This window comes from Burkholderia sp. FW306-1C-G01B, from assembly GCF_058781685.1.
In genome coordinates this window covers 75129-90620 of sequence record NZ_JBYSWZ010000008.1, presented here as the reverse complement: position 1 = coordinate 90620, position 15492 = coordinate 75129, and the positions used below count along the sequence as shown (strand labels likewise).

General features: G+C 67.0%; 14 protein-coding genes. All 14 read left to right on the top strand.

Annotated elements, in window-relative coordinates; genetic code table 11:
- Positions 1–2 precede the first annotated feature (2 nt).
- The 14 genes from hpnK (at position 3) to AC3WLY_RS17250 (ending at position 15448) form a co-directional block, all read left to right on the top strand.
- Entirely contained in the window at positions 3–887 is an 885-nt protein-coding gene (gene hpnK, locus AC3WLY_RS17315) for a hopanoid biosynthesis-associated protein HpnK (RefSeq protein ID WP_492309168.1), read from the top strand.
- Positions 884–1936: an HpnL family protein gene (locus tag AC3WLY_RS17310; RefSeq protein WP_492309169.1), complete on the top strand. Its 1053-nt coding sequence runs from the start codon at positions 884–886 to the stop codon at positions 1934–1936. Before hpnK ends, AC3WLY_RS17310 begins: the two co-directional genes overlap by 4 nt.
- An 87-nt stretch (positions 1937–2023) precedes the next feature.
- On the top strand, positions 2024–2581 hold the full coding sequence (locus AC3WLY_RS17305; RefSeq protein WP_034183140.1) for a lipoprotein: 558 nt from the start codon (positions 2024–2026) through the stop codon (positions 2579–2581).
- A gap of 270 nt (positions 2582–2851) precedes the next feature.
- On the top strand, positions 2852–3541 hold the full coding sequence (locus AC3WLY_RS17300) for an ABC transporter permease (RefSeq protein WP_492309170.1): 690 nt from the start codon (positions 2852–2854) through the stop codon (positions 3539–3541).
- Positions 3538–4251 (top strand): ABC transporter permease, encoded by a 714-nt coding sequence (locus tag AC3WLY_RS17295; protein WP_006401214.1) that lies wholly within the window; start codon positions 3538–3540, stop codon positions 4249–4251. The genes AC3WLY_RS17300 and AC3WLY_RS17295 overlap by 4 nt, the downstream gene beginning before the upstream one ends.
- Positions 4252–4272: 21 nt before the next feature.
- Positions 4273–5073 carry an ABC transporter ATP-binding protein gene (locus AC3WLY_RS17290; protein ID WP_175962334.1) on the top strand — a complete coding sequence of 267 codons (801 nt, stop codon included), beginning with the start codon at positions 4273–4275 and terminating at the stop codon, positions 5071–5073.
- 22 nt (positions 5074–5095) lie between these two features.
- Complete coding sequence (locus AC3WLY_RS17285; protein ID WP_175962335.1) at positions 5096–6139, top strand: GlxA family transcriptional regulator; 1044 nt, start codon at positions 5096–5098, stop codon at positions 6137–6139.
- Between the two features lie 1001 nt (positions 6140–7140).
- Positions 7141–8373: an aspartate aminotransferase family protein gene (locus AC3WLY_RS17280; protein ID WP_492309171.1), complete on the top strand. Its 1233-nt coding sequence runs from the start codon at positions 7141–7143 to the stop codon at positions 8371–8373.
- Positions 8374–8403: 30 nt separating this feature from the next.
- Positions 8404–9468, top strand: a complete 1065-nt coding sequence (aruF, locus tag AC3WLY_RS17275; protein ID WP_175962337.1) for an arginine/ornithine succinyltransferase subunit alpha — start codon at positions 8404–8406, stop codon at positions 9466–9468.
- Positions 9465–10499 carry an arginine N-succinyltransferase gene (gene astA, locus AC3WLY_RS17270; RefSeq protein WP_175962338.1) on the top strand — a complete coding sequence of 345 codons (1035 nt, stop codon included), beginning with the start codon at positions 9465–9467 and terminating at the stop codon, positions 10497–10499. Before aruF ends, astA begins: the two co-directional genes overlap by 4 nt.
- A 7-nt stretch (positions 10500–10506) precedes the next feature.
- Positions 10507–11970, top strand: a complete 1464-nt coding sequence (gene astD / locus AC3WLY_RS17265; protein WP_492309172.1) for a succinylglutamate-semialdehyde dehydrogenase — start codon at positions 10507–10509, stop codon at positions 11968–11970.
- Positions 11971–11984: 14 nt separating this feature from the next.
- Entirely contained in the window at positions 11985–13325 is a 1341-nt protein-coding gene (gene astB / locus AC3WLY_RS17260) for an N-succinylarginine dihydrolase (protein ID WP_310136888.1), read from the top strand.
- Between the two features lie 7 nt (positions 13326–13332).
- Positions 13333–14361 (top strand): succinylglutamate desuccinylase, encoded by a 1029-nt coding sequence (astE, locus tag AC3WLY_RS17255; RefSeq protein WP_175962449.1) that lies wholly within the window; start codon positions 13333–13335, stop codon positions 14359–14361.
- A 292-nt stretch (positions 14362–14653) separates the two neighbouring features.
- Positions 14654–15448, top strand: coding sequence for an ABC transporter substrate-binding protein (locus tag AC3WLY_RS17250; protein WP_111017476.1), 795 nt, complete (start codon positions 14654–14656; stop codon positions 15446–15448).
- Positions 15449–15492: the final 44 nt, after the last annotated feature.

The following is a 15492-nucleotide window of genomic DNA, read 5'->3' as shown; positions in this document are numbered from 1 at the left end:
TCGTGGCGACGCAGCGGGCGGCGCGGGCGCTGATCTTCACCGCGGACGACTTCGGGCTGCACCCGCGCGTCAATGCGGCGGTCGAGCGTGCGCATCGCGACGGCGTGCTGAACGCCGCGAGCCTGATGGTCGGTGCGCCCGCCGCGCAGGATGCGATCGAACGCGCGCGGCGGCTGCCGTCGCTCGCGGTCGGCCTGCACCTCGTCCTCGCGGACGGGCCGACCACGCTGCCCGCGCATGACATTCCCGCGCTCGTCGGCCCCGATGGGCGGTTCGGCGACGCGATGGCGAGGGACGGCTGCCGCTTCTTCTTCCTGCCGCACGTGCGTGCGCAACTGCGCCGCGAGATCCGCGCGCAGTTCGACGCGTTCGCGGCGAGCGGCCTGCCGCTCGACCACGTGAACGCACACAAGCATTTCCACCTGCATCCGACCGTGCTGTCGATGATCATCGAGATCGGCCGCGACTACGGGTTGCGTGCGGTGCGGCTGCCGTACGAGGCGAGTGCGCCCGCGCTGCTCAAGCCGTGGATCGCGCTCGTGCGCGCACGGCTCGACCGCGCGGGGCTCGCGCACAACGACTACGTGGTCGGGATCGAACACACGGGCGCGATGGACGAGGCCGTGCTGCTCGACGCGCTCGCGACGCTGCCGCCGGGCGTCGGCGAGATCTACTGCCATCCGGCCGAGGCCGGCGACGGCCCGATCACGCCGACGATGGCCGGCTACCGTCCGGTGGACGAACTCGATGCGCTGCTGTCGCCGCGCGTCGCCGCCGCGCTGAAGGCGGCGGGCGTCGCGACCGGAGGCTTTGCCGACGTGTTCGGCCAGCGTGCGGCCAAGCGCGGCGCATATGCACCGCGCGCACCGGGAGCGCGACCGTCATGACCAGGTGGATCAAGTGGCTCGGCTGGCCGATCGGCATCGGCATCCTGCTCGCGCTGGGGCTGCACGAAGGCGTCGGCGACGTGTCGCAGATGCTCGCGCGCGCCGGTTACGCGCTGCTGTGGCTCGTGCCGTTCCATGCGCTGCCGCTGCTGCTCGATGCGTATGCATGGCACCTACTGCTCGAGCGGCGCAGCTCGCTGCCGTTCCTGTGGTGGATCGCGACCGTGCGCGAGGCCGTGAACCGGCTGCTGCCCGTGGTCGGGATCGGCGGCGAGCTGGTCGGCATCCGGCTCGCGCGCTGGCAGGTGCCCGACGCGAGCCGCGTGACGGCGTCGGTGATCGTCGAGGTGCTCGTGACGATCGTCGTCCAGTATGCGTTCGCGGCGCTCGGCCTCGTGCTGCTGCTTTCGACGACGCACGACATGGGCGGCGGCGCGATCGGCCTCGCGCTGCTGCTGACGCTGCCGTTGCCCGTGCTCGGCGTCGTGCTGATGCGGCGCGGCGGAATCTTCCACGCGATCGAGCGTTTCGCGGGCCGCCTGCTCGGCGATTCGCACCGGCTGCTGCAGGGTGTCGACGGCCGCCGGCTCGATGCCGACATCGACGGGCTGATGTCGCGCACGGGCCTGCTGTTCAGCGCGTTCTTCTGGCAGCTGGCCGGCTACGTGCTCGGCGCGCTCGAGATCTACTGGGCGCTCGCGCTGCTCGGCCATCCGGTGTCGATCGGCGGTGCGATCGCGATCGAGGCGATGACGCAGGCCGTGCGGCATGCGGCGTTCATGGTGCCGGGCGGCCTCGGCGTGCAGGAGGCGACCGTCGTGCTGCTCGCGCAGATGTTCGGCGTCGATCGCGAGACGGCGCTGTCGCTCGCGCTGGTCAAGCGCGGCCGCGAGGTGCTGTTCGGCTGCGTGGCGCTCGGTTCGTGGCAACTCGCCGAACTCGTGCGCACGCGCCGCCGCATCAACGACGCGCCGCCGGCCGGGCCGCGCGGGCCGCATCCGGCGAGCCGCACGCCCGAAACCGAAGCTGAAACCGAAACGATGCATTGAACACGAGACGGGCCGCGCGCCCGTCTCGCGCTTTTGGCGTCGTGCGGGTATGCTTGCCGCGTGTTTTCTCGACGCGCATTTCTTCCGATGATTTTCCGTTTCCGGCTGCTTCCCGTGACGATGCTGGCCGCCGCGCTGGCGCTGACCGGCTGCGACGACAAGCAAGGTAACCTCGACGTGCAACGCATCAGGGACTTCTTCAACGCGATCAAGCCCGCGCCGCTGCTGCTGAAGGGGCTGAAGGTCGGCGAATCGACCGAGGCCGACGTGCGCGGCACGATGGGCAAGCCCGAGACCGAGCGCGTGTTCACCGACGGCTCGAAGCGTCTCGAATATCCGCGCGGCCCGATGGGCAACCAGACGTGGTTCGTCGATCTCGATGCGAGCGGCCGCTACACGGGCGCGACGCAGGTGCTGACCGCAGAGAATTTCGCGAAGGTGCGCCCCGGGATGAACGAGGACGAGGTGCGGCGCCTGCTCGGCAAGCCCGGCGACATCGCGCAGTATCCGCTGAAGCCCGAGACGGTCTGGAGCTGGCGCTGGCTCGAGGACGGCGTCAACACCGACGCATTCTTCAACGTCCATTTCGGCCCGGACGGGCTTGTCTATACGACTTCGCGCTCCGACATCCTGAAGGGACGGTGAGCCGGCCCGCGTTCGGCGCTATATCGAAAAAGCGACCGGAAAATTGCAAAAAGTCCGCTTCCCTGCGTGTCATCCGACTGTCAGGAAGCGGCTTTTTTCCTTTTGAAACAGCGGTGTAGGCCGGGGTCGCAAATGACCGGACGGGTTGCTGCGGCGCAGCAATCGCGTGCGAGGTGATTTGAGGCAAACAATTTCGCTTGCGACTATCCGCGTCAGCCCGGCGCGGGACAGGCATTCGCGTCGGCATCCATTTCAACTCTGGAGACGCGCGTGTTCCTTTACGGCTTTGGTCCTGTCCTCTGGGCCGGCACCGTGCAGACCATCGAGCTGTCGGTGCTGTCGCTCGCCACTGCGGTGGCGCTGGGGCTGATCGGCGCGGTGGCGAAGCTGTCGCACAACCGGGTGCTGCGAGCGATCGCGACCGGTTATACGACGCTGATCCGCTCGGTGCCCGATCTTGTGCTGATGCTGCTGCTGTTCTACAGCATCCAGATCTGGCTGAACCAGTTCACCGACCTCGTCGGCTGGAACCAGATCGACATCGATCCGTTCGTGGCCGGCGTGCTGACGCTCGGCTTCATCTACGGCGCGTACTTCACCGAGACCTTTCGCGGTGCGTTCCTGTCGGTGCCGCGCGGCCAGCTCGAAGCCGGTGCCGCATACGGGATGAGCGGCGCGCGCGTGTTCGCGCGGATCATGTTTCCTCAGATGATGCGCTTTGCGCTGCCCGGGATCGGCAACAACTGGCAGGTGCTCGTGAAGGCGACCGCGCTGGTGTCGATCATCGGTCTCGCGGACGTCGTGAAGGCCGCGCAGGACGCCGGCAAGAGTACGTTCAACATGTTCTTCTTCATCCTCATTGCGGCGCTGATCTACCTCGCGATCACGACCGTTTCCAACCTCGTGCTGATCCAGCTCGAGAAGCGTTATTCCATGGGCGTGCGGCACGCAGAACTATGATCGAGATCCTCCAGGAATTCGGCAAGGCGTTCCTTTACTGGGACGGCCAGCGCCTCTCCGGCCTTGCGGTGACGCTGTGGCTGCTCGTCGCGTCGATTTCGCTCGGCTTCGTGTGCGCGGTGCCGCTCGCGGTCGCGCGCGTGTCGAAGAAGAAGTGGGTGTCGATGCCCGTGCGGTTCTACACGTATGTGTTCCGCGGCACGCCGCTCTACGTGCAGTTGCTGCTGATGTACACGGGCATGTACAGCCTCGAGTTCGTGCGTTCGCATTCGCTGCTCGACGCGTTCTTCCGCAGCGGCTTCAACTGCGCGATTCTCGCGTTCGCGCTGAACACCTGCGCGTACACGACCGAGATCTTCGCGGGGGCGATCCGCGCGATTCCGCACGGCGAGGTCGAGGCTGCGCGGGCGTACGGGATGACGCCGTTCACGATGTACCGCCGCGTGATCCTGCCGTCGGCGCTGCGTCGCGCGCTGCCGCTGTACAGCAACGAGGTGATCCTGATGCTGCACGCGACGACCGTCGCGTTCACGGCGACCGTGCCGGACATCCTGAAGGTCGCGCGCGACGCGAATTCCGCGACCTACATGGCGTTCCAGTCGTTCGGAATCGCCGCGCTGATCTATCTTGCGGTATCTTTCGCACTCGTCGCGGCGTTTCGCCGCGCGGAGCGCCACTGGCTCGCGTATCTCGCGGCCGGCCGTCATTGATTTCACTTCGAGGAGAGCCAGATGGCCGAGATCACTCAAACGAGCGCTTCCGCTTCCACCAAGCTTGCGGCGGTCGACATCCACAAGCGCTATGGCGACAACGAGGTGCTCAAGGGCGTGTCGCTGAACGCAAAGGCCGGTGACGTCATCAGCATCATCGGCGCGAGCGGTTCGGGCAAGAGCACGTTCCTGCGCTGCATCAATTTCCTCGAGCGGCCGAATGCGGGGCAGATCGTCGTCGACGGCGAGACCGTCCGCACGAAGACCGACCGCACCGGTGCGCTCGAAGTCGCCGATCACAAGCAGCTTCAGCGTATCCGCACGAAGCTCGCGATGGTGTTCCAGCACTTCAATCTGTGGGCGCACATGAACGTGCTCGAGAACGTGATGGAAGCGCCCGTACACGTGCTCGGCATCCCGAAGAAGGAAGCCGAGGATCGCGCGCGCGCGTATCTCGAGAAGGTCGGCCTCGCGCCGCGCGTCGAGAAGCAGTATCCGTCGCACCTGTCGGGCGGCCAGCAGCAGCGTGTCGCGATCGCGCGTGCGCTCGCGATGCATCCGGACGTGATGCTGTTCGACGAGCCGACGTCGGCGCTCGACCCGGAGCTGGTGGGCGAAGTGCTGAAGGTGATGCAGAAGCTTGCCGAGGAAGGCCGCACGATGATCGTCGTCACGCACGAGATGGGGTTCGCGCGCAACGTGTCGAATCATGTGATGTTCCTGCATCAGGGGCGGACCGAGGAAGAGGGCGATCCGAAGGAAGTGCTGGTGCGCCCGCAGAGCGAGCGTCTCAAGCAGTTCCTGTCGGGCAGCCTCAAGTAACGCGACAGGGCGGGTTTCATACGTGGTACCGGTGTCTCGTCCCGCAGGCGCCACCCGCACGACGCAGGTGGTGATCGTTGCATTGCCGCCCGTGTCGATGTCGGGCGTGGGCCCGATCGTCGATGCGCTGAATCTTGCGAACGAGATCGACGGGCGGCTGCTGTATCGCTGGCAGGTATGTTCGTGGGACGGGCGGCCCGTGCCGCTCGCGGGCGGCGCGCAATGGCATGCCGATGCGGCGTTCAACGATGCGATCGCGTGCGACTGGCTGATCGTCGTGACCGAGCGGTTTCAGCAGTTTGCCGATTACCGGCTGTTTCTCGCGAGTCTTGCGCGGGTCGGGCAGCGTACGCCGCTCGTGACCGGCATTCATCACGGCGTGTGGTGGCTTGCGATGGCCGGGCAGCTTTCCGGTTATCGCGTGAGCGTGAACTGGGAGACGTATCAACAGTTTGCCGAGCAGTTCGAGCGGTCGATCGTCACGCAGCAGATCTTCGAGATCGATCGGGACCGCGCGACGTGCGCGGGCGGGCAGGCTACCGTGGATTTCATGCTGGCGATGATCGGCCGGGAACATGGGCCCGATCTCGGCGAGCGGATTGCCGATGCGCTTGGTGCGGGGACGTTGAGGAGTGGCGAGGAACGTCAGCGGATTCCTTTCGTTACCGCGCCCGGCGAGCGGCATCCGCGGCTGAACGATGCGTTGCTGTTGATGGAAGCCAATGTCGAGGATCCTTTGACTACCGATGAGATCGCCGAATTGGTCGGCGTTTCGCGCCGACAGTTAGAGCGGTTGTTTCGGCAGTATCTTGGGGCGATGCCCTCGAAGTATTACCTCAATCTCCGGTTGCTCAAGGCAAGGACGCAGTTGCAGCGCACGAGCAAATCGGTCGTGCAGGTTAGTCTTGCCTGTGGGTTTTCTTCTGCCGCGCATTTTTCCAATGCCTATCGCGAGAGGTTCGGGGTGACGCCTCGGGAAGATCGGCGAGCGTGGCTCGAAAAGCAGACTGGCGGCGGTGCGGAGCCTCGGGGCGGCGCGCTTGTTGAGCGCGATGGGAAGGAGTGAGTTTTGGGTGGTTTGCTTGCGGTTGTCGTGAAGCACCTGTGATCGTGTCGGTCTATTAGCGTCGCCCCTGCGCGGGGCGGCGGTTACTTTTCTTTGTCTTGCCAAAGAAAAGTAACCAAAAGAAAGGCGCTCGGAAAACGCATGACTTCCCGGTGCCGTGGCCGTCAGAGTGGATCGCACAAAAGTGTCCGCGCCAGTCAGGAGACCGGAGTGGTTCGAGCAATGGTTCTGACGCGCCACACCACCCCACAGAGCGGTATACCGCCCGCCAGCTCCATCCTCGCTTCGCTCGGCTGCAAGGTACTTCAGGTCGTGCGGCTTGCGCTCATGTGCTTCCAACCGCGAAGCATTGCCGGGGCCGACATTCCGGTCACTCATACCATTCGTGCGACCGGGCCGGTTGCCTGCCATCAGTGCCCAACTGCGGGGGCGCGCGTTTCCGCGTTCGTTGAGTGCGTCCCTTTTTCTGCAAGGGAGAGGTGCGCATCACGTGCGTAATGGGTTTGGGGCGTGGATTATTTCGATTGTGCTGCTTGAGCGGTGTGTACCTGTCGGCCGAGCGAAGCGAGGGCGGAGCTAGCGGGCGGTATACCGCTTTGTTGGGTGGTGTGGCGCGTCAGAACCATTGCTCGAACCACTCCGGTCTCCTGACTGGCGCGGACACTTAGGCGAGGGCCACTCTGATGACCATGGCACCGGGAAGTCATGCGTTTTCTGAGCGCCTTTCTTTTGGTTACTTTTCTTTGGCAAGACAAAGAAAAGTAACCGCCGCCCCGCGCAGGGGCGACGCTAATAGACCGACACGATCACAGGTGCTTCACGAAAACCGCAGGCCGACCACCCAAAAGCCGCAACCAAAAACACCAACCCCCGCCGGGAGGGCAAAATAAAGCGAACTATCCGCTTCCGATAGAACCCGTCGCAATTCCGCAAGACGCTTGCGTCACCCTTACCTAAACTTGATCCTGTTGAACCCTCTTACGAAACCGAAAGGAACGACCATGACGACCTCGACCGTGACCCGCCAGACATTCGACGAAGTGATGGTGCCGGTATTTTCCCCCGCCCCGTTCGTGCCGGATCGCGCAGAGGGCTCCCGCGTGTGGGACACGGCCGGCCGCGAGTACGTGGATTTCGCGTGCGGCATCGCGGTGACGTCGCTCGGCCACGGCCACCCGGAACTGCTGAAAGTCCTGGACGAGCAAGGCCGCAAGCTCTGGCACATCGGCAACGGCTACACGAACGAGCCGGTGCTGCGCCTCGCGAAGCGCCTCGAATCGCTGACCTTCGCCGATCGCGCATTCTTCGCGAACTCGGGCGCGGAAGCGAACGAAGCCGCACTGAAGCTCGCACGCCGCGTCGCATTCGATCGCCACGGCGCCGACAAATTCGAAATCATCTCGTTCGTGCAGTCGTTCCACGGCCGCACGTTCTTCACGGTCAGCGTCGGCGGCCAGCCGAAGTACTCGGAAGGCTTCGGCCCCGTGCCGGCCGGCATCAAGCACCTGCCGTACAACGACATCGACGCCGCGAAGGCAGCGATCGGCCCGCAAACCTGCGCGGTGATCGTCGAGCCCGTGCAGGGCGAAGGCGGCGTGATCCCGGCCGATCCGGCCTTCCTGAAGGCGCTGCGCGAAGCGTGCGACGCCAACGACGCACTGCTGATTTTCGACGAAGTGCAAACGGGCGTCGGCCGCACGGGCCAGTTCTACGCGTACATGGACACGGGCGTCACGCCGGACATCCTGACGACGGCCAAGGCGCTCGGCAACGGCTTCCCGATCGGCGCGATGCTGACGACGAACGAACTGGCCGCGCACTTCAAGGTCGGCGTGCACGGCACGACGTACGGCGGCAACCCGCTCGCATCGGCGATCGCCGACAAGGTCGTCGAACTGATCGGCGACCCGGCACTGCTCGAAGGCGTGCGCGAACGCAGCGTGCGCCTGAAGGGCGCGCTCGAACGCATCAACGCACGCTTCGGCATCTTCAAGGACATCCGCGGCAAGGGCCTGCTCGTCGGCGCGGAACTCACCGCCGCGTTCGACGGCCGCGCGAAGGACTTCGTCACCGCCGCAGCCGAGAACGGCCTGATCATGCTGATCGCCGGCCCGAACGTGCTGCGCTTCGTCCCGTCGCTGGTGATCCCGTTCGACCTGCTCGACGAAGGCGTCAAGCGCTTCGAGAAGGCGGTCGAACAAGTGCTCGCCGCACAGGAAGCCACCGCGCGCTGATCGGCGCACCCATCGCAGACAGGAACGACGATGCTATTTGTTCGCCCCGGCAAACTCACGGATCTCGATGCGCTCGCGCACATGGCGCGCACCGCGCAGCCGGTCCTGCACTCGCTGCCGCACGACCGCGCGGCGCTCGAAGCGCGCGTGGCGCTCTCCGAGGATTCGTTTCGCGCGGACGTCGACTTCGCCGGCGAGGAGTTCTACCTCTTCGTGCTCGAGGATTCGTCGACGGGCAAGCTGCTCGGCACGGCGAGCATCGTGGCCGCGGCCGGCTACTCGGAGCCGTTCTACGCGTTCCGCAACGACGCACTGATCCACGCGTCGCGCGAGCTGCACGTGAACCGCAAGATCCACGCGCTCACGATGTCGCACGAGCTGACCGGCAAGAGCCGGCTCGCCGGCTTCTACGTCGATCCGTCGCTGCGCGGCGACGCGGCCGCGCACCTGATCTCGCGCGCCCGGATGATGTACATCGCCGCGAATCGCCGCCGCTTCACGCCCGAAGTGTTCACGCTGCTGCTCGGCGTGAGCGACGGCAACGGCGCATCGCCGTTCTGGGAAGCGGTGGGCCGCAAGTTCTTCGGCCGCGACTTCACCGACGTCGACATCGCGTCGGGCGGCCGCAGCCGCACGTTCATCGCGGAAGTGATGCCGGCCTATCCGATCTACGTGCCGCTGCTGCCGGAAGCCGCGCAGCGCGTGCTCGGCGAGCCGAACGAGACGGCATTGCTCGCGTACGACATCCATCTCGAGGAAGGCTTCGAGCCCGACCGCTTCGTCGACATCTTCGACGCGGGCCCGGTGCTGACCGCGCAGGTCGACCGCACCGCGTGCGTGAGGCACGGCACGGAGCGCGTCGTGCGCGAGGCCGCGCACCAGCAGGGCGACGTCGCGTACATGGTGTCGACGGGCAGCGGCGAATCGTTCCGCTGCGTGCTGGCCGACCTGCCGGGCGATACGGCCGATGCACGGGGCCATGCACCGCTGGCCGGCGACGTGCGCGCGGCGCTCGATGTGAAGGATGGCGATGTCGTGCGCTGCGTGCCGCTGCACCGCCGCGACGATGAAGATTTGAAGGGGGACGCAGCATGATCGTCGTTCGGGTCGTACAAACGGGCGACGTCGACGCGCTCGTGTCGCTCGCGAAGGAAACCGGGCCGGGCCTGACCACGTTCAAGCCCGACCGCGACGCGCTCGCCGCGCGCATCGAGCGCACGCGCCGCACGCTGGCGGGCGAGGCCGCGCCGGGCGAAGCCGGCTACTTCTTCGTGATGGAAGAATCGAAGACGGGCGACATCGCGGGCGTGTGCGGGATCGAATCGCAGGTCGGCCTCGAACAGCCGTTCTACAACTATCGCGTGAGCACGGTCGTGCACGCGAGCCAGGAGCTCGGCGTGTGGACGCGGATGTCCGCGCTGAACATCTCGCACGACCTGACGGGCTATGCGGAAGTGTGCTCGCTGTTCCTGAGCCCGCGCTATCGCACGGGCGGTGTCGGCGGCCTGCTGTCGCGCTCGCGCTTCATGTTCATCGCGCAGTTCCGCGAGCGCTTCCCGGAACGCATCTGCGCGGAACTGCGCGGCCACTTCGACGAAGACGGCACGTCGCCGTTCTGGCGTGCAGTCGGTTCGCACTTCTACCAGATCGATTTCAACGCGGCCGACTACCTGAGCTCGCACGGCCGCAAGTCGTTCCTCGCGGAACTGATGCCGCGCTACCCGGTGTATGTCGACCTGTTGCCGCAGGACGCGCAGGACGCGGTCGGCCTCACGCACCGCGACACGCTGCCGGCCCGCAAGATGCTCGAGGCGGAAGGGCTGCGTTACCAGAACCACGTCGACATCTTCGACGCGGGCCCGGTGCTCGAATGCCACGTGAACGACTTGCGCACGGTGCGCGAGAGCGTCGTCGTGCCGGTCGCGATCGGCGTGCCCGATGCGCAGGGCGACCATCCGCCGACGTCGCTCGTATCGAATACGTCGCTCGCCGATTTCCGCGTCGGCGTCGCGCCGGGCGTGGTCGCGAACGGTTCGTTCGTGCTGTCGGCCGACGATGCCGTCGCGCTCGACGTGAAGGCCGGCGATCCGGTTCGCGTGCTGCCGCTCAAAGTCAAACAGGGATAAACGAATCATGACGGAACTCTTCATCGACGGCGCCTGGGTCGCAGGCTCGGGCCCCGTCTTCGCTTCGCGCAACCCGGGTACCGACGAGATCGCATGGCAGGGCGACAGCGCGTCGGCGGCCGACGTCGACCGCGCGGTCGCGAGCGCGCGCCGCGCGTTCGCCGGCTGGTCGGCGCTCGACTTCGAATCGCGCTGCGCGATCGTGAAGCGCTTCGCGGCCTTGCTCAACGAACGCAAGGAAGCGATCGCGACCGCGATCGGCCGCGAGACGGGCAAGCCGCTGTGGGAAGCGCGCACCGAAGTCGCGTCGATGGCCGCGAAGGTCGGCATCTCGATCCAGGCATACCAGGAACGCACGGGCGAGAAGCGCCAGGACATGGCCGACGGCGTCGCGGTGCTGCGCCACCGCCCGCACGGCGTCGTCGCGGTGTTCGGCCCGTACAACTTCCCCGGACACTTGCCGAACGGCCATATCGTGCCCGCGCTGATTGCCGGCAACACGGTCGTGTTCAAGCCGTCGGAGCTTGCACCGGGCGTCGCGCGCGCGACGGTCGAGGTGTGGAAGGAAGCCGGGCTGCCGGACGGCGTGCTGAACCTCGTGCAGGGCGAGAAGGACACGGGCATCGCGCTCGCGAATCATCGGCAGATCGACGGGCTGTTCTTCACGGGCAGCTCGGACACAGGCACGCTGCTGCACCGGCAGTTCGGCGGCCGTCCGGAAATCGTGCTCGCGCTCGAGATGGGCGGCAACAACCCGCTCGTGATCGGCGAAGTCGAGGACATCGATGCGGCCGTGCATCACACGATCCAGTCGGCATTCCTGTCGGCCGGCCAGCGCTGCACGTGCGCGCGCCGCATCTTCGTGCCGCAGGGCGCGTTCGGCGATCGCTTCCTCGCGCGCTTCGCCGACGTCACGTCGAAGATCACGGCCGACGTGTTCGATGCCGATCCGCAGCCGTTCATGGGCGCGGTGATCTCGGCGCGCGCGGCGGCGAAGCTCGTCGACGCGCAGTCGCGCCTGATCGGGCAGGGCGCGAAGCCGATCGTCGCGATGACGCAGCGCGATCCGCGTCTCGGTTTCGTGAACGCGGCGATCGTCGACGTGACGGGCGTGGCGAACCTGCCCGACGAAGAGCATTTCGGCCCGCTCGCGCAAATCGTCCGCTACGCGACGTTCGACGAAGCGATCGAGCGCGCGAACGACACGGCGTTCGGCCTGTCCGCCGGCCTGCTCGCCGACGACGTGCGTGCCTGGGAGCACTTCCGCCGCACGATCCGCGCCGGGATCGTCAACTGGAACCGGCCGACCAACGGCGCATCGTCCGCCGCGCCGTTCGGCGGCACGGGCCGCTCGGGCAACCATCGCCCGAGCGCGTACTACGCGGCCGACTATTGCGCGTATCCGATGGCGTCGGTGGAAAGCACGCAACTGACTTTGCCCGCGAGCCTGTCGCCGGGCCTGCACTTCTGATCGAGGGAACGACGATGAACGCACAAGAAGCCAATTTCGACGGGCTCGTCGGCCCGACCCACAACTACGCCGGGCTGTCGTTCGGCAACGTGGCGTCGCTCAACAACGAGAAGTCGGCCGCGAACCCGAAGGCCGCCGCGAAGCAGGGGCTGCGCAAGATGAAGCAGCTCGCGGATCTCGGTTTCGCGCAGGGCGTGCTGCCGCCGCAGGAGCGGCCGTCGCTGCGCCTGCTGCGCGAGCTCGGCTTCTCGGGCAAGGACGCGGACGTGATCGCGAAGGCCGCGAAGCAGGCGCCCGAGCTGCTCGCGGCGGCGAGTTCGGCGTCGGCGATGTGGACCGCGAACGCGGCCACCGTCAGCCCGTCGGCCGACACGAGCGACGGCCGCGTGCACTTCACGCCGGCGAACCTGTGCAGCAAGCTGCATCGCGCTATCGAGCACGACGCGACGCGCCGCACGCTGTCGACGCTGTTCGCCGATCCCGCGCACTTCGCGGTGCACGAGGCGCTGACGGGCACGCCGGCGCTCGGCGACGAAGGCGCGGCGAACCACACGCGCTTTTGCGCCGAATACGGCAAGCCGGGCATCGAGTTCTTCGTATACGGCCGTGCGGAATACCGCCGCGGCCCCGAGCCGAAGCGCTTCCCGGCACGCCAGACCTTCGAGGCGAGCCGCGCGGTCGCGCATCGCCACGGGCTCGCCGAAGAAGCGACGGTCTACGCGCAGCAGGATCCGGACGTGATCGACGCCGGCGTGTTCCACAACGACGTGATCTCGGTCGGCAACCGCGACACGCTGTTCACGCACGAGCGCGCATTCGTCAACAAGCAGGCGATCTACGACACGCTGACCGCCGCGCTCGACGCACGCGGCGCGCGCCTGAACGTGATCGAGGTGCCCGACGCGGCCGTGAGCGTGAACGACGCGGTGACGTCGTATCTGTTCAACAGCCAGCTGCTGTCGCGCGCGGACGGCTCGCAAGTGCTCGTCGTGCCGCAGGAATGCCGCGAGAACGCGAACGTCGCGGCCTATCTCGACCGTCTCGCGGCCGGCAACGGCCCGATCCACGACGTGCTCGTGTTCGACCTGCGCGAAAGCATGAAGAACGGCGGCGGCCCCGCGTGCCTGCGCCTGCGCGTCGTGCTGAACGAGGCGGAGCGCGCGGCGGTCACGTCGAACGTGTGGATCGACGACACGCTGTTCGCGTCGCTCGACGCGTGGATCGACAAGCACTATCGCGATCGCCTCGCACCGGAAGACCTCGCCGATCCGGCGCTGCTCGACGAATCGCGCACGGCGCTCGACGAGCTCACGCAGATCCTGCGCGTCGGGTCGCTGTATGACTTCCAGCGCTGACGCACCGATGTCCGCCGCCGCGCCGCTCGACGACTTTCTCGCGTTCACGCTGGCCGGCGGCACGCCGGCCGTGACCGACGGCGCCTGCGCGGGCGGGGCAGTCCGCTGGCAATGGCTCGGCGACGGGCTGCTCGCGCTCGAACCGGCCGCGGCTGACGGTGCGGCGCGCGCGAGCGTGCTCGTATCGGCGGGCGTGCACGGCGACGAGACGGCGCCGATCGAGCTGCTGTCGATGCTCGTGCGCGATCTCGCATCGGGCGCGCTGCCGCTCGCGTGCCGGCTGCTGGTCGTGCTCGGCAACGTGCCGGCGATGCGTGCCGGCGAGCGTTATCTCGACGACGACCTGAACCGCCTGTTCAGCGGCCGTCACGCGCAGGTGCCCGCGAGCCGCGAAGCGCCGCGCGCCGCGCAGCTCGAAGCGGCGGCTGCCGCGTTCTTCGCGGCGGCGCCGGCGGGCGGCGTGCGCTGGCACATCGACATGCATACGGCGATCCGCGCGTCGGTGTTCGAACAGTTCGCGCTGCTGCCGCATACCGGCACGCCGCCGACGCGCACGATGGTCGAATGGCTCGGCGACGCGCGTATCGCGGCCGTGCTGCTGCATACGGCGAAGGGCAACACGTATTCGCATTTCACGGCCGAGCACTGCGGCGCGCTCGCATGCACGCTGGAACTCGGCAAGGTGCGGCCGTTCGGCCAGAACGATCTGACGCGCTTCGCGCCGGCCGACCTGGCCGTGCGTCGACTCGTATCGGGTGCGCGGAGCGACGCCGGGGCCGCGTTGCCGCGCGTATTCACCGTGATCGACCAGATCACGAAGCAGAGCGACGCGCTCGAGCTGTTCGTCGCGGCCGACGTCGCGAACTTCACCGCGTTCGCGCGCGGCACGGTGCTCGCGCAGGACGGCGACTACCGCTACACGGTGACGCACGACGAGGAACGGATCGTGTTTCCGAACCCGACCGTGAAGCCGGGCCTGCGCGCGGGTCTGCTCGTCGTCGACACGACGCGCGAGACGCTCGCGGCACTTGTCTGAGCGCGTGTCCCGACCGATTGCGCGGCCGTGAAGGCCCCGGCCCCCGGCCTTGCATATTTGCGACATCGTCTTGCAAGTTCGGCGGCCGGCACGGCCGGCGCCGCGCGCGCACCGCAGCATCCCGCGCGGACGGCCGCTTTGCCGTATCGGGCCGCGCGGATTGGTACAATCGCGGCCTTGCGGCTGTTGCGCCGCATCACGGCGCGGCATCGACATTGTCGCGGCCATCCGGCCCTGCAATGATGCAAGCGCCCGTAGTTCCGGAACATTCGAGTATCGAGGAGAGCACCTGATGAAGTTGGATTGGCGTAAAGTGGCCGCGCACGCGGTGGTGGCGGCATCGGCCGTGGCGGCAGGCAGCGCGTTTGCCGCGGATCTGAAGGAGATCCGGTTCGGCGTCGAGGCCTCGTACGCACCGTTCGAATACAAGACGCCCGACGGCAAGCTGACCGGCTTCGACATCGATATCGGCAACGCGGTGTGCGCGAAGCTGAAGACGAAGTGCGTGTGGGTCGAGAACGACTTCGACGGCCTGATCCCCGCGCTGCAGGCGCGCAAGTTCGACGCGATCAACTCGGACATGACGATCACCGACCAGCGCAAGCACGCGATCGCGTTCACCGATCCGATCTACACGATTCCGAACCAACTGATCGCGAAGCAGGGCAGCGGCCTGCTGCCGACCCCGCAATCGCTGAAGGGCAAGCGCGTCGGCGTGCTGCAGGGCACGATCCAGGAAGCGTACGCGAAGAAGAAGTGGGCGCCGGCCGGCGTCGAAGTCGTGCCGTACCAGACGCAGGACCTGGCCTATGCCGACCTGAAGTCGGGCCGTCTCGACGCGACGTTCCAGGATTCGGAAGCCGGTTCGAAGGGCTTCCTGACCAAGCCGCAGGGCCAGGGCTTCGCGTTCGCGGGCGGCACGGTCAGCGACACCGAGATCCTCGGCTCGGGCGTCGGCTTCGGCCTGCGCAAGAACGACGCGGCGCTGAAGACCGCGCTCGATCAGGCGCTGAAGGACCTGAAGGCCGACGGCACGATCGACAACCTCGCGAAGAAGTACTTCAGCGTGCCCGTGACGCTCAAATAAGCGTTTCGTTCGATCGCACGATGCAAGCAAACCGGCCGCTTATG